Annotated in this window: 14 protein-coding genes; all 14 read left to right on the top strand. The window is 35.7% G+C overall.

Annotated features, from left to right (window positions below):
- Positions 1-652 precede the first annotated feature (652 nt).
- The 14 genes from CXF72_RS06380 to CXF72_RS06310 all read left to right on the top strand — a co-directional run bounded on the left by CXF72_RS06380 (position 653) and on the right by CXF72_RS06310 (position 19,155).
- Positions 653-1,855: a polysaccharide export protein gene (locus CXF72_RS06380; RefSeq protein ID WP_101037846.1), complete on the top strand. Its 1,203-nt coding sequence runs from the start codon at positions 653-655 to the stop codon at positions 1,853-1,855.
- 144 nt (positions 1,856-1,999) lie between these two features.
- Positions 2,000-4,288 carry a polysaccharide biosynthesis tyrosine autokinase gene (locus CXF72_RS06375; protein ID WP_101037844.1) on the top strand — a complete coding sequence of 763 codons (2,289 nt, stop codon included), beginning with the start codon at positions 2,000-2,002 and terminating at the stop codon, positions 4,286-4,288.
- A 98-nt stretch (positions 4,289-4,386) separates the two neighbouring features.
- Positions 4,387-5,880: an oligosaccharide flippase family protein gene (locus CXF72_RS06370; protein ID WP_101037842.1), complete on the top strand. Its 1,494-nt coding sequence runs from the start codon at positions 4,387-4,389 to the stop codon at positions 5,878-5,880.
- Positions 5,881-6,396: 516 nt separating this feature from the next.
- Positions 6,397-7,107 (top strand): sulfotransferase family 2 domain-containing protein, encoded by a 711-nt coding sequence (locus CXF72_RS06360; protein ID WP_101037837.1) that lies wholly within the window; start codon positions 6,397-6,399, stop codon positions 7,105-7,107.
- 184 nt (positions 7,108-7,291) lie between these two features.
- Positions 7,292-8,569: a flippase gene (locus CXF72_RS06355; RefSeq protein ID WP_101037835.1), complete on the top strand. Its 1,278-nt coding sequence runs from the start codon at positions 7,292-7,294 to the stop codon at positions 8,567-8,569.
- Positions 8,570-8,732: 163 nt separating this feature from the next.
- Positions 8,733-9,422: a sulfotransferase family 2 domain-containing protein gene (locus tag CXF72_RS06350; RefSeq protein WP_101037833.1), complete on the top strand. Its 690-nt coding sequence runs from the start codon at positions 8,733-8,735 to the stop codon at positions 9,420-9,422.
- 651 nt (positions 9,423-10,073) lie between these two features.
- On the top strand, positions 10,074-11,231 hold the full coding sequence (locus CXF72_RS06345) for a glycosyltransferase family 4 protein (RefSeq protein ID WP_101037831.1): 1,158 nt from the start codon (positions 10,074-10,076) through the stop codon (positions 11,229-11,231).
- A complete protein-coding gene (locus CXF72_RS06340; RefSeq protein WP_157823201.1) occupies positions 11,228-11,737 on the top strand; it encodes an acyltransferase in 510 nt (169 codons plus the stop codon). Before CXF72_RS06345 ends, CXF72_RS06340 begins: the two co-directional genes overlap by 4 nt.
- 1 nt (position 11,738) lies before the next feature.
- A complete protein-coding gene (locus tag CXF72_RS06335) occupies positions 11,739-12,860 on the top strand; it encodes a glycosyltransferase family 4 protein (RefSeq protein WP_198552526.1) in 1,122 nt (373 codons plus the stop codon).
- Positions 12,861-13,003: 143 nt separating this feature from the next.
- Entirely contained in the window at positions 13,004-14,143 is a 1,140-nt protein-coding gene (locus tag CXF72_RS06330; RefSeq protein ID WP_101037825.1) for a glycosyltransferase family 4 protein, read from the top strand.
- 79 nt (positions 14,144-14,222) lie between these two features.
- Positions 14,223-15,038, top strand: coding sequence for a glycosyltransferase family 2 protein (locus CXF72_RS06325; RefSeq protein WP_101037823.1), 816 nt, complete (start codon positions 14,223-14,225; stop codon positions 15,036-15,038).
- Between the two features lie 386 nt (positions 15,039-15,424).
- Positions 15,425-16,372, top strand: coding sequence for an O-antigen ligase family protein (locus CXF72_RS06320; protein WP_198552525.1), 948 nt, complete (start codon positions 15,425-15,427; stop codon positions 16,370-16,372).
- A 113-nt stretch (positions 16,373-16,485) separates the two neighbouring features.
- Positions 16,486-17,595, top strand: a complete 1,110-nt coding sequence (locus CXF72_RS06315) for a glycosyltransferase family 4 protein (protein WP_101037819.1) — start codon at positions 16,486-16,488, stop codon at positions 17,593-17,595.
- 405 nt (positions 17,596-18,000) lie between these two features.
- The gene (locus tag CXF72_RS06310; RefSeq protein WP_101037817.1) at positions 18,001-19,155 is read left to right on the top strand and encodes a glycosyltransferase family 4 protein; all 1,155 of its coding nucleotides are present in this window, start codon (positions 18,001-18,003) and stop codon (positions 19,153-19,155) included.
- Positions 19,156-19,281: the final 126 nt, after the last annotated feature.

Below are 19,281 nucleotides of genomic sequence, written 5' to 3'. Positions count from 1 at the left end.
GTCATCACCACCCAAATCGGTGCGCGGAGCGCACCCTACAAAACCAATACGACATCACCTCGCCGTCAAAGGCGAAAAACTTAACAAAAAAAGTTAAACCTCATGCCTCAAACAAAAGCCTAAAAAAAAACAATGCTGCATCACCGTATTATGAAGAGCAGATCTGAAACAATAAAAATCAAATCAAACACCTCACGTGTAAGCCTGCAAAAAAACTATGTTTCTAGGAAATAAAGGTGAAGCCTAAAGTCTCAGGCCCAACGGTGTGTGCATGCACTACCAAGTAAAACCCTTAATTTACTAGGGCTTTGGTGAAAAAGTACACAGAGCCGAATTTTTTGATAGTACTGATGCGAGTGCTGACGATAAAACTGAACTATCGTTGAATTTATAGCACTGATTTAAATGTGTTATGCATAGTACAAAAAAATCAAAAAACAATAATGTTAATTTGACCTGAGTCATAAAAATATGGATAATAACTCTATTTTTTATTTACCCCTGCTAGATCCTGGTGATTTAGGGGCGGTAGCATGCCTAAAACTATTCTAAAAAATTCCTGACAAACAAATCTAAAATCATAAACTGGCTGAATTATGTTTTATCCTGATCTTAAACTGACTTTTTACTGCTCTCAACTATAAGAAAAAAAATGAAAATTGTATCTAAAATATTATTACCATTAATTTCTATTATTATCGTGACGGGTTGTACTATTCCAGGCTCCCATCTGACTGTCAGCGACAAAAATATCGTGCAAACTAATACCCCCGATAATCAAAAAATAGAATCGGTCAATGTCTACCCTTTATCTCCCTCCTTTGTGCGGCAATACAGTGAAAATTCTAACGTTCATGGTCAACTGCAAACTAACCCAGCCTTAGATAAAAAAGTGGCACAATACGAATATCGTGTTGGAGCCGGTGATGTCTTAAACATTACTGTTTGGGGGCACCCTGAATTAACCATTCCGGCCGGCTCTTATCGTAGTGCAGAGGAAGCTGGACATTGGGTACATTCCAATGGGAAAATATTTTACCCCTATGTCGGTTTTGTTGATGTACAGGGCAAAACAGTGGTTGAAATCGGTAAATTGCTCGCAGATAAACTGAGCAAATTCGTTAATTCGCCGCAAGTGGATGTTAATCTTGCCGCTTTTCGTTCGCAAAAAGTCTATGTGATAGGTGAGATAGTACAACCCGGACAACAATTTATTACCAATGTGCCATTAACCCTGCTCGATGCCATCAATCAAGGCGGAGGTTTAACGGAAGTCGCTGATTGGCGTAACGTCACCCTTACCCGAGCAGGTCAGTCAGAAAGCATCTCGCTTTATAAATTAATACAAGATGGTGAGTTAACTCAAAACCGCCTGATGCAGGAGGGGGATATTCTGCATATCCCCAATAATGATGAGCAAAAAATATTTGTGCTAGGTGATGTTGGCAGCCCGAGTCTGCTTAAAATCGATCGTTCCGGTATGAGCATTACTGAAGCCTTAACCAGTGTCGGTGGCATTAATGAAATAAGTGCTGACGCCACGGGTGTATTTGTGATCCGCAGTGCGCAGCGCGATGCGCCAAATCAAGAATTTTTAAAAAGTTATCAACAAAAAAATCAACCTCAGTCTGAAACTAATGCGGCTGACTCCTCTATTGCTAATATTTATCAATTAGATGTCACCGATGCCACTGCCCTGATGACGGGCACCGGATTTGAATTACAGCCCTATGATGTTGTCTATGTGACAGCGGCACCACTGACACGTTGGAATCGTGTTATGGCGCAGTTATTACCCTCCATAAGTGGATTTGATAATCTTTCTAATAGCATCTTAAGTATCCAGAACTGGTAAGTGACTTTCTAACAAATAAGCTGCGGGTTGTGTGATAGTGTGTAAAAAAAACGAATTAAAATAAATCCCCTTTTATATTTACCACTATTCGATGACTGAAGCTGTTATCGAATAGTGGCAAAAAAATCAAAAAAGAAATAAATAATGATTAATAAAGACCGAGAAGACCAATCGAATAATCAAAACAGCTCAGACATCAGTAAGTTAGTGGCTGAAATAAGTAACTTGAAGAGCGTTTTATTAGCAGATAAAGCGGAAAAACAGTCCGCCAGTGTCAGAAAACAAAACAGCAACAACAGTGACGATATCAATCTCGGTAAATTAGTCGGTGTGTTACTCGATGGAAAATGGTTTGTAGTACTTGTTACTGCTATGTTTATGGCTGTTGGTATTGTCTACGCCTTATCGCTAACGCCTATTTACCAGGCAGATGCCTTAGTACAAATTGAACAAAAAGGCGGTGGCCCAGTTTCTATGATCAGTGGTATGGGAGAGGTTTTTTCTCAAGAATCCTCAGCGGCGACTGAAATTGAAATTATCACCTCAAGAATGGTCTTAAGCAAAACCGTTAATGCACTCAATCTCACCAGAGTTGCCGCACCCATTTATTTTCCTTATTTTGGTAAGGGCTTTGCCAGAATAAGAGGACATGAAGGGGTTATCAATATCTCTCATTATGTATTACCGAAGGATGCTCAGGAGAAAATGCATTCTTTAACCTTGCTCGATAATAAGCTCGGAACTTACCAATTGAGCGATGCTCAAGATAAGATCATTTTATCGGGTAAGGTAGGCGTATTGGCAGAAAAAGACGGTTATCGATTACTAGTCGAGCAGATCACTGGTGAAAATAATCAAAAATTCAATATTGGCATACGTTCAGATCTGAATGCCATTAATTGGTTAAAAGGCAGCTTAAGTATCCGTGAAAAAGGTGACACAGGAATGTTATTATTCACTTTTACGGGGTCAGATAGAATACAAATACAAAATATTTTGGATAACATTACCAGCAACTATTATTTACAAAATCTGGCCCGTAATGCAGCAGAAGCAAAAAGTAGTTTAGATTTTATCAATACAAATCTGCCAGAAATGAAACAAAAATTGACTGCCTTTGAAGATGCTTTGAATCGTTACAAACAAAACAATGATTCTATTAATTTAAGCTTTGAGACATCATCTATGTTAGAACAAATGGTTGGGCTGGAAGCACAACTGAATGACTTAATCTTTCAAGAAAGTGACATGTCACAAAGCTTTACGAAAGAACATCCTACTTATATTGCATTGTTAGATAAACGAAAAATGCTTGAGTCACAGCGTGACGCGCTTAATAATAAAATTCAGAAACTGCCTAAAAAACAGCAAGCGATACTGCGTATAATGCGTGATGTTGAAGTGAATCAAGCAATCTATCTGCAACTGTTAAACAAAAAACAGGAACTCAGCATAATACAGGCAAGTACAGTGGGTAATGTACGTATTTTAGATAATGCCAGAGTATCTGGAGGGCCAATTAAACCTAAAAAGTCCTTAATAGTAGTAATGGCTACCCTGTTAGGGGGCATGCTTAGTGTAGCTTATATTCTATTAAAATCAGCTTTTCATCGTGGTATAGAGTCACCAGATCAAATAGAAGCTTTGGGTTTGTCTGTTTATGCCTCCATCCCTAAATCAGCGGGGCAAGTGCAGATAGATAAAGATATCAATGCAAAGAAAAAAAATAAGCAGCGTACCAAAATATTGGATACTTTGTTGTGTGAGGTGAATGGTGCCGATTTAGCTGTTGAAGCACTGCGCAGCCTGCGCACCAGCCTGTATTTTGTCATGATGGAAGCAAAAAATAATATCATGATGGTCTGCGGTCCATCACCTGGTATTGGTAAGTCATTTATATCCGGAAACTTAGCCGGGGTGATAGCCAAAGCGGGACAAAAAGTATTAGTGATAGATGCGGATTTACGTAAAGGGGGAATGTCACGTTCACTCTCTCAAAGCAATGAAAATGGCTTATCAGATTATTTAGTGGGTAATATCAGCATTGCGCAGGCGATAAAAAATCTAACCTCACAAAACATGGACTTTATCACTAGAGGAAAAGTCCCGCCTAACCCTTCGGAACTGTTATTACATCCACGATTTAAAGCCTTACTAGATTGGGCCGCTGAAAACTACGATATCGTTATTGTCGACACTCCACCAGTATTAGCCGTAACAGACGCAGGCATCGTTGGCGAACACTGCGGTACCACCTTATTAATCGGCCACTTTGACATAACCACCACTAAAGAAATAGAAATTTCAGTACAGCGGCTGGCTCAAGCAGGCGTGGAGGTTAAAGGGACTATCTTAAATGCTGTAGAAAAAACCGGCAGTAACCGTTACAGCTACGGTTATTACAACTACAGCTATGAGAGTGATAATACTTAAGAATCTCTCAATTCCCCCTTCAGGGGGAGTTAAATAAAAAGCAGCATTATCTATCTGTATTTACTAAGATGATGTTATCCCACCATAGCTCACCTTAATTGTTCTATAGTCATATTTTTGATAATCATTTAGTAAAATCAAGGGGCTTTCACATCAATAAAAATAAAAACAACCAACTATTTAAAGTCATGGCTATTTTTGGTTCAGAATCGGTTGTAAAACTAATTGTAGGTATCTTAAGAGCAAAAGTGATTGCTGTTTTACTTGGCCCTTTAGGAGTTGGTTTAAGTGGAATATTAAGTAACCTTAGTGTGCAAGCTTCTACCTTATCTATTATGGGAATGGACGCATCTACTTTACGAAAAGTGGCAGAAAAAAAAGAGGATAAAGAGTACCTGGCAAATTTAAGAGTAGCTCTCATTTTGATGACACTTTTATTAGGTTTTATTGGTGGCTTGATCTTATTTATATTTTCTAAACCTATATCTGAGGCATTGTTAGGAGCATCTGATAACGATCATATTATATCTTTAATAGGTATAGCAGTTCTGTTGAATATTCTTTTCCGTGTACAAAGTAATTTTTTGAATGGTCTTCGATTAATTAAACAACAGGTTTTAGTCGGTCTGTTGGGAAGCATACTCGGTGCCGTAGCATCAATCATTATCGCCTACTTGATGGGGATTGATGGTGTTGTTTATTATATAATTTCCTATGAAGCAAGTATTGCTTTACTCAGTAGTTATTTCCTATATAGAGTTCGCCTACCTAAAATTAATGTTAAGTTAGCATTCAAAATAGGGGTTGAATTTGTAAAGTCAACGTTTAGCTTTGGCTTAGCTAATATGTCTGCAGTGTTATTTACTGGATTTATATTTTTATGGTTGAGGAGCGTTATTACAACTAATTTGGGTGGGGAAGAATTAGGATATTTTCAAGTTGGTTGGGTGATTTCATCTCTATATATAGGCTTAGTGCTGGTAACGTTAACTAAAGATTATTATCCAAAGTTAATTAAATTTTTTGCGGATGGCAATCCAGTTAACCAAATTGTTAACGATCAACTATTCTTCGTCATGTTACTTGCAGCACCAATGTTGATGTTTATCATTACCTTCACAAATGAAATTATACCAATTCTATATTCAAATGAGTTTTTAGCATCAGTGAATTTTGTGAAATTAATGGCTGTTGCTGCATTTTTAAAGGTGGTTGCAGAAGTGCTTGCCATGACATGGATGGCAAAAAGTGAAATACGAGTTATCTACTTTGATACTGCTGTCTTTAATATCGTTCTTCTTGTGCAATCTATAGTGTTTATTAATTACTGTGGGCTTATTGGTATAGGAATCGCATTTTTGTCCTCATATATTATAAAGATAATTTACGCACTTTTTTTAGTTAATCGTTATTTTACCTTAAAGCTAGATTTAAGAAATTTTTTCTTTAGTGGCGCTATATTTTCTATTCTATTGTTTTCAACTTATATATCAATTGCCGATTGGAGTAGTGCCTTTTTGATGAACTTGTTCCTTTTTGGCTTAGTGTGTGTAGCAAGTGTTATTCATTTATTTAAGTTCAGAAAAGGTTGAAGCACTGCTTAGTCTTTGTAGCCGTTTACATTTTGTGATGATAGAACGTTCATTCGCAGAGACAAATAGAAATGGTTTATCCAATTATTTAGTGTGTAATCTCAGTATTGCATATGTGTTCAATATTTTAACCTCAGAAAACGTCGATATTGTTATTATCGATACGGCTACAGCTATGCGAGTGTTAACGTTTAACAAACCTGTCATTCCCGAGGTGTTTTAACCGTGAATATTAAGTTCTTAATCCCCCAATATAAATAAGTGCGTTTTGAAGCGTACAGAAGTCTGTGGTCTGTGAAAGAATACAGTATATTGCATTTAATCTATTCTATGCAGATAAAGTATTTAAAGTGAGTATTAAAAGAAATCAAAACGGCTGAAGATAAATGCGGATTATATAAATCAAGTCCTTAGAAATTAAGGTGCTTCATTATTTTCCATAGTGTATAGATTGATTGATATTTTAGCTTGCTTTATAGATTAAATAATTATTTTTTAAAAGATAAGGAATTTGTAATGATATGCCACGATAGTGAATGTATTTTTGTACATATTCCCAAAAATGCGGGGCAAAGTATTGAAACTGTATTTTTAGAGCATAACGGTCTTACTTGGGATACTCGTGCACCTCTGCTACTTAGGAAAAATGATAATCCAAAGTTAGGTCCTGAGCGGCTAGGACATCTGTTAGCTGCAGATTACACAAAATATAAATATATAAGTGAAAAATTATTTAATCAATATTTCAAGTTTGCGGTAGTAAGAAATCCCTATAGCAGATTGGTTTCTTTTTATAAATATTTGGGTTATTCGAATTTTTGTTCTTTTTCTTTTTTTATTTTGAACCTTCTTGATGATTTATATGTACGCAGAAGTTGGTTTCTAAGGCCTCAAGCCGATTATGTCTATAACAATGGCGAAATACTGGTCGATAAATTAATTAAGCTGGAGGAGTTAGAGGTAGATTTTGATTTAGTGAGAAAAAAAGTAGGCATAAATGAAAGATTGAAGCATGTTAATAAATCTAACCCAAAACCAAAAAAATCTAAATTGATAAAATTTTTTAAAATATTAAGAGACCCTCGTCTTATTTTAGATAAAGCAGGTGAATTAGATAAAAATCCAGTTAATTGGAACCCATTAGTAATAAAAAAAATAAATGAAATATATGCGTTAGATTTTGAAGTACTGGATTACGATAAAATACACGTAGATGTAATAATTTAAAGGGATGGTGATGCTGTTTAAATTTAAACATATTTACTGCCCGCGTAGTTCAATATTTGAAAGTGTATATGTTTAATCTAACATAGCAGATTCTGATTATGCACTTACTTTACAATTGAAAAAGCAATCTGATGAGTGGACTAATGCTGCGATTATCTAGAGCGTGTAAGGGTTTAATAATTAAATGAGTAAAGAAAAATCATTGTTCAAATCGTTTATGGGCACAGCAAGCATTCGTTTGTTTGCTAGTTGCCTTTCAGTTATTACCGGTATTATTTATGCTCGTTTTTTAGGCCCTGAGCAATATGGATTATACGGTTATGTAATGTCAATTATTGCGCTATTAACACTGCCGGTGACAGCTGGAATACCCAACCTTATCATCCGTGAAATAGCTAACTTCCAATTAGAAGAAAAGTGGCAGTATTTGCAGGGTATAATTAGCTGGTCACGCTGGTACGTGCTGATTACCTCTTTTGTAATTGTCGTCGTTTCTATTCTGGCCATTTATTATGACTTTTTCAAACCATCTGTCGCACCATTATTGCTTATTGCATTAGTTACGATTCCTTTTCGCGGTTTATTAACCCAGCAAGGTGCTATATTAAATGGCTTCAGAAGACCGGTATTAGCTCAAGTTCCAAGTCAAGTTTTAGCGCCAGTCATCACTCTAGCCTTATTGTTTTTTTTAGTTTTTAATAACAGCGAATTAACTGGTGAGATATTAATAAGGATATCTATTGTAGCGTCTTTATTAGCCTTTGCTTTGAGTGCCTGGTATTTGAATAAAATAATCAAGCAAGAGTCTAAAATTGAAAAACCAAAATATTTAATCAAGCAATGGCATCTAAGTTTAACCCCTTTTACATTAATGACAATTATAGGAACATTAAATGCTGAATTAGCCAGTGTTTTTTTAGGCTGGCTTGATAGCACTGAATCGGTGGCATTTTTTAAAGTTGCAATGCAAGGTATGATATTGATTTCATTGGGATTAAATTCAATTAACTCTGTTATTATGCCACAAGTAGCTCGATTTTTCAGGCAAGGTGATTTAAAGCAAACTCAGCAATTACTGACGAAAAGTGTCCGTATAAGTAGTTTAGTGTCATTGCCAATTATATTGGTGCTTATTTTTTTTGGTCAGTTTGCAATAGAAATTTTATTCGGTAAAGAATATTTATCGGCATACCCATTACTGGTTATTTTATGTATAGGGCAAGCCGTTAATGTGCTGATGGGGTCGGTTGGTTTGGTGTTAAATATGACCAATAATGAAAAATACTCATTACGATCTTTATTAATAACATTGTTTATTTCAGTTGTATTATTAGTCTTTTTAATTCCAAACTATTCAGCGATAGGAGCGGCACTTGTCGTCAGTATCGGTTTAATTCTTTGGAATGTCTTAATGGCGATTGATGTTTATAAGTTAACAGGATTAAGAACTTGGATTATGTGAAAATCCAAAGTGAATATTTTTCAATAGCTGTAGGGATGAGATGACTGCTTATCCTCTAAAAGAAAGCTTATGGGATTTTATTTGGTTATACATAAAGCACACCGTTTGATTTTCGTGGGGTATCTCCCTTTTTGCAAATAAAAATAGAGATTGTAAGTTAAGTATGAAGAAACTTGTTAAAGCTATATTACCAAATAAGGTACTCGAATATTTAAGGAGCTCTAAACAGCAGTTTAGGCACATGCGAAATGGATTTCCATACAGGGAATACACTAAGCAATATAAATGTATTTTTATACACATTCCTAAAACAGCGGGAACAAGTATATTAACTTGTTTGATGGGCGATAAAATATATCGAGAGCATGCCAGCTATTTTGATTTTCAACGGATTGATACCCATCGTTTTGATGAATATTTTAAATTTTGCTTTGTTAGGAATCCCTATGATCGAGCGGTTTCATCATATGAGTATTTAAAAAAGGGAGGAGATAAACAGGGTGATTTATACTTTCAACAATTATTTGAAAGTAAATATCCAACCTTTGAAAAGTTTATTTTAGAATATTTAGACAAAGACAAAATTTATGAACATACTTTATTTCGACCACAATATTTATTTATATATAATTATAAAAATGAATGTCAAGTTGATTATGTTGGTAAATATGAAAATATAAAATCAGACTTTAAGATAATTTGTAAAAAGCTCGGTGTATCTTTTGACTTACCATCAAAAAATAGAGTCAAGCGTAACCCTTATGAAAACTATTATTCCAATCAATTAGTCAAACAAAAAATTGAAAACTTGTATAGCAAAGATTTCTTTTTGTTCAAATATTCAAAAATATAGACAGTTAAAGAGACCATTTAAATATCGTTCATATCGCATGAGAGAAAAGGAAAGGTTGCGAAGTAAGATTTTCATTTTTTTATTATCTCAGTGCCCCTCAATAATTGCTGAATATATAGATCATAATTTGAAAAAATCAATTTATGGATCTGCTTTAGTTGCGGCTATATACTTTTTTTATGCTTTATTAAAGTTTATATGTACCAGACAATTTGAATCGATTAATGATAGGTGACTCGTTATTTTTGTCAGCTTTAAAATCATCAACAGTACATCATGCAGCTTTAAATTTATTAAAAACAGATGGATTCTTTACAGGCATAATTAAAAAACAGAAAAAGTGAACCACAATGACTGTTATAGGGAAAAGTTTTGCCGGAACTTTTTTTGATTCCTTTGTAAATGAGTTAGTCGAGTTTGAAAATAGGACCTCAAACGGTGCGTAATCTTGCGCTTATTGAAATGTTACTTCACGGAAAATTAATCTGAGCAGAATATAATCTAGTTAAAATCTAAACTTCAACTAACAGCCCGCTTCAGAATATGGGAAATTAACTGATAATATTCTGATTTGGAAAATGTTATAACAGCTTGTAACTTCTACACCTTAAAGGTCATTTTGGTCTTTTTAAACTTTAAGCATATCTAATTATGGCAACTAAAATAGACATTCTATATATCGAACAATCTACTCGTCATGGTGGTGCTGAGTTTGCTTTGGCAGATTTAATTGCTTATCAAGAAACAGATACCGATCTGATTCTCGGTATCTGTTCATGGTACCCCAAACCTTGGTTCGAAAATCTTAAGTCTGAATCTGTGTATACTATAGCCCTAAATTCAAAAATTAAGTTTTGGATGCCTGAGTTCTGGACGTCATTGGTACGAGGACTTTCTCGGTTATCTCAAACTATTTATAAAAATCAACTTAAAAAAAAATTAACAGAGTTATCGCCCCGCATTATTGTTTTTAACTGTATTTATAACTTTAATGAAGAATTATTAAGGGAAGTTAAGCAAGCAGGATATAAAGTAGTTTTGATTGTTCATGCTCTTGAATGGCAGAATCATTTAAATGCAGTAATTTTGTCATTAGCCGATTTAATTATTACGGTATCTGATGCGGTTAAAGGTGAACTAATGAAGACTCTTCCCTCAGATAAAATTCATACGCGATATATAGGGGCTAAACGAATTGAGTTTGACTTTCAAGATGTGACAAGAAGCGACTATGGATTACAGAATGAAGATTTTATTATTTTAGTTCCAGGTGCGATTTCCAAACAAAAAGGCCAGTTAAGAGCCTTATCGTTAGCTAGCGACTTATTATTCAAGAATGATCATATGGTATTCGCATTTGTGGGAGGTTTTGACAAAAGTGAACATGAAACAGAGGTTGCTTTTAAACTTCAGATAGCACAGCTTTCGAGCAAGGTTAAAGATCGTATAAAATTGCTTGGATTTACTAAAGATATTGGGCGGTGGTATGCGATGGCTGATATGGTGTTGAATTTGTCAAAGCCGGGAGAATCTTTTGGTCGTATTGTCATTGAGGCTGGCATTTTTAATAAACCGGTAATTGCAAGTCATTTGGGAGCATCACCTGAGATAATTACACATAACATCAATGGGTTTTTGGTAAATCCGGAAGAACTGGGCGAAGTTGATGAAATAATCAAGAAACTTTATGGCTCATCACGTTTACGTAAAGATATAGGACGTGCCGCTGGTGATAATGTAAGAGAAAACTTTGATTCTAACGAGTGTGCTTGCTCTTTAACTAAATTGATATGCGAAAAAATATTATGAAAATAATTGAAATATTGAAGGTGATAAAATGGGCTTATAATCGAGCCTCTTTTTTATTAATGGATCCAATAGATGTTGCGGAATTTTATCGTAATAAAAAAAAACGCTCTATTGGAGAAAATACATATATTTATCCAGATGTTGAACTTGGATGTGGTGGCGCAGATCCTATAACAATAGGGCGTGATTGCGTTTTAACGGGTTGTACTATATTGGGACATGACGCCTCAACAAATCGAGCGCTAAATTTGAAGTATTCCGTGACAATTCCAACTGTTATTGGTGATCGGTGTTTTATAGGAAAAGGTGTAATTATTCTTATGGGCGTCACTATTGGAAATGATTGTATAATAGGGGCGGGTTCTGTTGTTGCTAGAAATATTCCTGATAACTCGATCGTAATAGGAAACCCATCTCAAATAGTCGGAAAAACCTCTGAACTGATAACCAAGCGCAAAAAATTGAAAGAAATACATCCCGAGTATTTTCCAAATGGAAATAAGTGAAATGTCAAAAAAAACCAAACTATTATTTGTTTTTGAACATTGGGGTGACGGGGGAACTGAGAAATATGCAGAGACTCTGGGGCATGACCTTAACAAACGTCCGGATATTTCTATTCACATAGTTTTGTTTAAAGACTTAGAAGATGACGTACCTCAGCTAGAGTGGGCCGAATCAGTTTCTGTCGTTAAAGGTAATCGGTTGGCACGCTGTTTTGCGTTACGGCGATTGGTTAAATCAATCAAACCAGACATCTGTCACTTTCATCTTTATACTAGTCTCTTATTGGTAACAATAGCTTTAGTGGGGATTAAACGTCTTAAAACGGTAGCAACCTTCCATTCACCTATTAGTATTTGGAATCGGATTTACCGTGCGGCCTTTTTTTTGAGTACTCGTTTACTAGATAAAGTAATAGCAGGATCAGAACTGACTGCACATGAATTACGAGATTGGCGAAAAGATGTGCAAACCTGTCCCCCTCCTATTAATATTCCTGCAATACCTCATTTTTTGGGAAAAGAAAAAAATATTTTTGTAATTTCCGGCTGTGGTCGTTTGTCTAGAGAGAAAGATTGGAGCACATTGATAGAGGCAATGGCATGGATTACTGAGAATGCTGAAGAAGAAATTAGATGTGAGATTATTGGTGAAGGTTTTTACCGTGAAAGATTGGAAACCTTGATTGATAAGCATAACTTACAGGAAAAAGTCGTGCTGAAAGGTCGTTTGGAACACGCTGATGCGTTAACTTGTGTGGCTAGCTCAGACCTATTTGTTTTACCTTCCCTTTTTGAAGGTTTTGGTATGGCCGCAGTGGAAGCTATGACGTTAGGTGTGCCTACAATTACAGCTGATTTTCCAGCAGCAACGGAATACATAAAAGAAGGGGAAACTGGACAGTCTTTTCCTCGAGGCAATGCAGAAGCACTTGCAAAATTGATTCTGCAGCATATCGATGATGTTGATTTTTCCCAAAAAATTGGGAAGCGAGGACGTACGTCTGTTTTAGAGCGTTATTCTACAAAAATAATCGCTGAGAAACACATTGAAATTTATCATTCTCTGTTGGGGAATAATCCTGACAAAATAATACTTGATGCTAATGAGAGTATTAAAGGATAGCTTTGATATTTTATCAAAAATGGTAAATTATCCGTAAGTATTAAAAGGGTTGTATCGCCGTCAATTGCAGCTATCAAAGCTTATTCGGCTCACTCTTTACGTTAGAATTTTTTTCTCAATAGATTGAAAAACTCTGGTTGGTAATGAAAACATATTTATTTACAGATCGATTGGGTGCGCACTCCATTTGGAGTTTACTCGACTCTATTGCTGAAAAATTAATAGAGAATGGTAATAAGGTTATCTATTGCCGTTTTGACGATAACAAGCAAGGAGAGGCTAGGGCTACTCCAAACGCTGTTCTTGTTTATGATATAAAAGTACCCATTAAAAAACAGGTATGGGATTTATATCTCCAGCATAGGGTTTTCTCAAAAGAGTTAACTGTTATTATCAAACAACATAATGTAGATCTTGTCCATACCAACTTTGCCATTCCTGCTATTTCAGCGCGTTTGACTGCGCAAAAATGCCGTGTGCCAGTTGTTTCTACACAACATGAGCTATATGGCTCTATGGGGAGGCACTTACAGCTTGGTTTAAGATGGACAGAAAAAATATGCAGTCATGTTGTTTATATTTCACAAACCGTAGCGAAAAGTTTCGCGGCGGACAACCTAAATCTAAATAATGAATCCATCATCTTAAATGGGATAGATGTAGATAGTATCAGTGCTCATATTAAACCAGTTCCCGAGCGTCGTCGTCACCGAATAATTTGTGTTGGTCGAATGATGGAAGTAAAAGGGCAACATATTTTAATTAACGCGGTGCCGAAATTAATAAAAAGGCAACCAGAGATTGAACTGATTTTTATTGGCTCAGGTCCCGATGAACAAAAACTAAAAAATATAACGAAAAAATTATGTATAGAACAACATGTTCAATTCATGGGCTGGCTGTCACGAGATGAAACCATGAAGACTATTGCAAACTCATCGGTTATGGTGATACCAAGTGATGGTTCTCAGGAGGGTTTTGGCTTAGTGGTTGCAGAATCCTTAGCCCTTGAGATTCCCATTGTTTGTTCCGACATTCCCGTGTTTAAAGAAGTTGCGGGTGATACCTCCTTAATGTTTAAAAAAGGTGATAGCCAATCGCTTACTGATGCGATTGTTGACATTTTTGAAAACTCTTCTGCTGCAGAAAGTAGATGCAAGCAAGGGAAACAACGTGTACTGGATAGGTTTACGGTTGATGTAATGGTTGATTCTTACCTAAATCTATATGAAAAATTGCTCGCTAATAAATATAAATATAAATATAAAACTGATAAAAAGTAGTATTTACAATTTTATTGCACTTATTTATTGTCCGATGAAATTCATTTCTAATAATTAACGCATTCCTTTGAGAATATCAATGTCAAATATAAAAGTAACCGCGATTATCACGGTATATAATGAAAAAGAATTAGTTAAACGTTCAATCGAAAGCTTGTTGACCCAAACTTTGTCCTCCCTTGAGGTGCTCATTATTGATGATGGATCAAGCGATGGTACGCCAGAGGTCATTGAGGCTATCTCTGATTCGAGAATTAGATTGATTCGTGGTAATCGTATGGGACGTGCGGCTGCATTAAAGTTGGCTTGTGAAAAAGCGCAAGGTCAATATATTGCTAACTTAGATGCGGATGATATTGCTTACCCGGAACGTCTACAAAAACAAACTCAATTTCTTGATAATAACCTTGATCATGCTTGGGTTGGTTGTGGAGAAGAGCGGATAGATACACAAAGAGATGAACATATCGATCGTATATATCCTCTTTCAGATAAAGAGATACGCCGTCAATGCGCCAAGTGCATTCCTTATACTCATAGCGGTATTATGTTTCGCAAGTCATTGATTGATGAAGGGATAAATTATGACCCTAGCCAGCCATATCTTATCGATTTTGAGTTTTTTTTGCGTGTTGCTCGAAAATATAAAGTAGCTAATTTGCCCGAAGTGTTAGCTTGTCGTTATGTACGTGATGAGAGTTTTTTTCAAAGCAAGTTTAAAACATCAAAACAGAATAGACGTTTAGCACGTTTTGGACTGCAATCGGTATTTTGGTTTCGTCTACCGCCTTGGTATTTAGTCTACCCATTAGCGCGCTTAATCTATCCTTTAATTCCTATCAGCCTTAAAAAACGAGTACGCAAAGCAAATGGCTTACAAGAAAATAGAAATTAATGATCTATCTATTTGCTATCCCTGGGCTAATACTATTAGGTGCTGTTTTTAATTGGATAAAGAAAGCACCTGTTAGAGGGCTTTATATTGCTTTTTTTGCAACCGGCATATTAGAAACAATTAGTTTAGGGCCGCTGCGCGATAAACTAGGTTTAACTGAGTTGGCGATTTTACTAACTTGGTTTGCTATGTTTTTTGGGCATAGCTGGCGAAATAAATGGCAAGCTTTAACGCACTTACAAAAATTATCTTTATTTTTTTTAAGTGCTTTTATAGCGGTTGAATGGATCTCTTTCTTTATTAACAACGCTATTTTTTATGGTTATATAACGGGCAGTTTGGTTGAGGTATTAAATTATACCTATGGCGCAATGATGGTGGTCACTGTGATTTTGCTAGTTAATGATTTTGATAAACTCAAAGGTTGCTTGTATGGCTGGATATTAGGTGCAGTAGTTGTTGGTTTTGTTGCCCTATGGGCGATGACTGGATCTGCGCCAGCATGGACGCTGGATGAATTTACCGGGCGTATTTCATCCACAATGAAATTTGAAAATCAAATTCCCTCTTTTATTATTCCGATTTTATTGCCGACAATTGCTTTGGTTCTTTCCCGTAGTATTTCATCATTATTAAGAGTTTTTTTGTCTGCTCTTATTGTATTAATGACTATCACTATGATTAGCACCGGCAGTCGTACCGCTTTTTTACTTTTGATTATGGCCTTTTTAACATTTTTTATTATCGGTTTCATAGAGAGAAAAAATACCGATCTATACAAAGGTCGGCTGGGGCTCTTTCTTATTATCTGCTGTTTAGCTTTAAGCGGTTATGTGATTGCTGTATTGGCTGCATTTGATGGGCATTATTCTTTGGGTAAAACCCCTAGTTGGCAAAGACCAGTTGTGGCTTTAATTAGTGGTATGGGTGAGAATAAAGCCTTTGATTCTACACGAGAAGAACAGTTAAAAGTGGTGGTTAATAATATGGATCAAGCCATGATTATTGGTAATGGACCCAAGCTATACGGGGCAAAATTCCAGATGGAAGAAATCCATAATACCTATGCGGGGGTCTTTTTTGAGGTTGGTTTTTTGGGATTAATTTGTTTTTTATTATTTTTAGTCTCCACATTATATACAGCACTTTATTCGTGGAAATTAGTGACAAATGATTTTCAAAAATTACTGTTCAGTGCGTTAGCTGCTGGATTTTTTTTATTACTGCTTTATGGCGGTACTATGTATGGCTTAAGGCAGCGTAATATTTGGCTTCTAGCAGGGCTTTTAATTAGCCTTCATAGTGTTTGTATAAGAAAAAGTGAAGATAATTAAAATGAAAGTATTATCTTTCAAAAGCTTATTCGGATAGCCCTTTGTGTTAGAAACACTTTTTTTCAAAAATTGCAGAGCAGCCTGGCTCTTTATTTAAAAATAAGACGTTTATTATGAAAACATATTTATTTACCGATCGACTGGCAGCGCACTCTATTTGGTGCTTGATAGATCCGATTGCCAAAAAATTAATAAAGAATGGCAATAAGGTTATCTATTGCCGTTTTGACGATAACAAGCAAGGAGAGGCAAGGACTACTCCTAACGCTGTTATTGTTTATGATATAAAAGTCCCCACTAAAACACAGTTATGGGATTTATATCGCCAGCATAGGGCTTTCTCAAAAGAGTTAACCGTTATTATCAAACAGCATAATGTAGATCTTGTCCATACCAACTTTGCCATTCCTGCTATTTCAGCGCGTTTAACTGCGCAAAAATGCCGAGTGCCAGTTGTTTCTACACAACATGAGTTATATGGCTCTATGGGGAGGCACTTACAGCTTGGTTTAAGGTGGACAGAAAAAATATGCAGTCATATTGTCTATATTTCACAAACCGTAGCGAAAAGTTTTACTGCGGACAACCTAAATGCAAATAATGAATCCATCATCTTAAATGGAATAGATGTAGATAGTATCGCTGCTCATATTAGACCAGTTTCCGAGCGTCGTCGTCACCGTATAATCTGTGTTGGTAGAATGATAGGTTTAAAGAGGCAATCTCTTTTACTTGAAGCGATGCCGAAATTAATAAAAAGGCAACCAGAGATTGAACTGCTTTTTGTTGGCTCAGGTTCCGATGAACAGAAACTAAAAGATCTAACGAAAAAACTATTTATAGAACAACATGTTAAATTCATGGGCTGGCTTTCACGAGAAGAAACCATGAAGACTATTGCAAGCTCATCGGTTATGGTAATACCAAGCTCTCAGGAAGGTTTTGGCTTAGTAGTCGCAGAAGCATTGGCCCTTGATATACCCATTGTCTGTTCCGATATTCCCGTGTTTAAAGAAGTTGCGGGTGATACGGCCTTAATGTTTAAAACAGGTGACAGCCAATCGCTTACTGATGCAATTATTGATGTTTTTGAAAATCCTTCTGCTGCAGAAAGTAGATGCAAGCAAGGAAAACAACGTGTACTGGATAGGTTTACAATTGATGTTATGGTTGATTCATACCTAAAACTGTATGAAAAATTGTTAGCTAATAAATCTAGCTGATAATGAATGACTCCATTCCATTTATCGTTAACACATTTTAATCTATTAAATTACAATGTGTTATTAAAACATCCCTGTAATCTCAGTATTTATTTTGATGTTTTAATGCCTCCTTGTTTATGTTTACTTTGTTGCTGTTTTGCCAGTAATCATGGAATCAAACTTCAAATAAGTTAAGATTTACATTGTAAATTTTTAATATCCAGTAAAAAAGATAAATATTAATTTTTTAGGATGAAGTGGCTTTGTTTAGTATTTGTATATCAAAGTGATTTTCTTAATAGTGTGATCTAAAACGGTTCGTAATATTGCCCTTGTAACATGCGTAGTTTAAGGCAGCGTAATATTTAGGGCTTTTAATTAGCCTTTATAGTATTTGTATCAGAAAAAGAGAAGATCATTAAAATGAAAGTATTATTTGTTGAAAGCTATCCGCACGTCATTATGGGGCAGCAACTTACCTTGTTGGCTTTATTAAAGGCAGCAAAAGCACAAGAAATTGAATCCGTTGTCGCATGTACCGCCGAAGGGATTTATACTACTAAGCTCCGAGAAGAGGGGTATCAAGTTGAAGTATTTCCTTACCCTACATCGCTGCAAGCTTATGGAGGTGAAATTTATCGTTATGGCTTACTAAAAAAGTGCCGTACTTACGCACAAATCATCCCTTATATTCTCCAGCTTAAAAAACAGATACTGCAGCTTAATGTTAATGTTGTCTATTGTAACGATATGCGAGGTTTATTGACTGTTGGTGTTGCAGCGAAAGCAGCTGGTATCCCGGTTGTTATTTGGGATAAGTTGGATAAACCTCATGGCTGGTTAGATAAAATACAACTTCCTTTGGTAAGTAAAAATATTATCATCTCGGATGCAGTCCGAGTAAAATATCCCGTTTATCAACAAAAATTATTGTCTAATAAAATTGTCAAAATTTACGAAGGTGTTCATTTTGATGAAATGCATTCATTGGAAAATATTAGAACTGAATTTGGCTTTACCGCGCAAGATATTGTTATTGCAATTGTAGGATCCATTAGTTCACGTAAAGGGCATGACCGTATTTTCTCAATTTTTCCCTCTCTGCTGACAAAAAATCATCATACTAAATTGCTAGTAGTAGGCGATACATCAGGTAGTGATAGTGAAATAAAATATAAAAACAGTTTAGAAAATGCCAATAATAAGGCTGTGGTATGGGCCGGATACCGCCAAGATATTCCTGCCATTATGAACTCTATTGATATTTTAATTATGCCGTCCCGTTATGAGGGTATGGGCATGGTCGGTATCGAGGCGATGGCTTTCGCTAAGCCTGTGGTTGGTGCTAAAAGTGGCGGCATACCAGAGGTAATTGAGCATGGCGTCACTGGGTTTATCTTTGATGGTAATAATAGTGATGATTTTGAAGATAAATTATTACGTTTATGTGGCTCAGCTGATTTACGGCAAGAGATGGGTTTGGCTGGTTTAAAGCGAGCGAAAAAATATTTTAATCGCACTATTCAACATGAAAAAGTCATTAATTTGTTACAACAGGGATCAAGAACGAAAGCATAACAGCTTACATCATCTGTAAAGAGCAGAAAGGCAAGTTATAACATCGCTTTTGATTATGGAATTGTTCCGTTTTTATCATGTAAATGACTATTTTTCATGATTGATAATAAACCGTTAACTTTCTTA

The sequence above is a fragment of the Psychromonas sp. MB-3u-54 genome, assembly GCF_002836415.1.
GTDB lineage: Bacteria > Pseudomonadota > Gammaproteobacteria > Enterobacterales > Psychromonadaceae > Psychromonas.
Note: the sequence above shows the minus strand (reverse complement) of the source record. Positions and strands in the feature narration are given on the sequence as shown.

Bases quoted from the DNA above. Each gene is read 5' to 3' on its own strand.
- CXF72_RS06335 (WP_198552526.1), top strand. From the start codon at position 11,739: ATGTCAAAAAAAACCAAACTATTATTTGTTTTTGAACATTGGGGTGAC.
- CXF72_RS06375 (WP_101037844.1), top strand. From the start codon at position 2,000: ATGATTAATAAAGACCGAGAAGACCAATCGAATAATCAAAACAGCTCA.
- CXF72_RS06380 (WP_101037846.1), top strand. From the start codon at position 653: ATGAAAATTGTATCTAAAATATTATTACCATTAATTTCTATTATTATC.
- CXF72_RS06310 (WP_101037817.1), top strand. From the start codon at position 18,001: ATGAAAGTATTATTTGTTGAAAGCTATCCGCACGTCATTATGGGGCAG.
- CXF72_RS06350 (WP_101037833.1), top strand. From the start codon at position 8,733: ATGAAGAAACTTGTTAAAGCTATATTACCAAATAAGGTACTCGAATAT.
- CXF72_RS06360 (WP_101037837.1), top strand. From the start codon at position 6,397: ATGATATGCCACGATAGTGAATGTATTTTTGTACATATTCCCAAAAAT.
- CXF72_RS06340 (WP_157823201.1), top strand. From the start codon at position 11,228: ATGAAAATAATTGAAATATTGAAGGTGATAAAATGGGCTTATAATCGA.
- CXF72_RS06330 (WP_101037825.1), top strand. From the start codon at position 13,004: ATGAAAACATATTTATTTACAGATCGATTGGGTGCGCACTCCATTTGG.
- CXF72_RS06325 (WP_101037823.1), top strand. From the start codon at position 14,223: ATGTCAAATATAAAAGTAACCGCGATTATCACGGTATATAATGAAAAA.
- CXF72_RS06345 (WP_101037831.1), top strand. From the start codon at position 10,074: ATGGCAACTAAAATAGACATTCTATATATCGAACAATCTACTCGTCAT.
- CXF72_RS06355 (WP_101037835.1), top strand. From the start codon at position 7,292: ATGAGTAAAGAAAAATCATTGTTCAAATCGTTTATGGGCACAGCAAGC.
- CXF72_RS06315 (WP_101037819.1), top strand. From the start codon at position 16,486: ATGAAAACATATTTATTTACCGATCGACTGGCAGCGCACTCTATTTGG.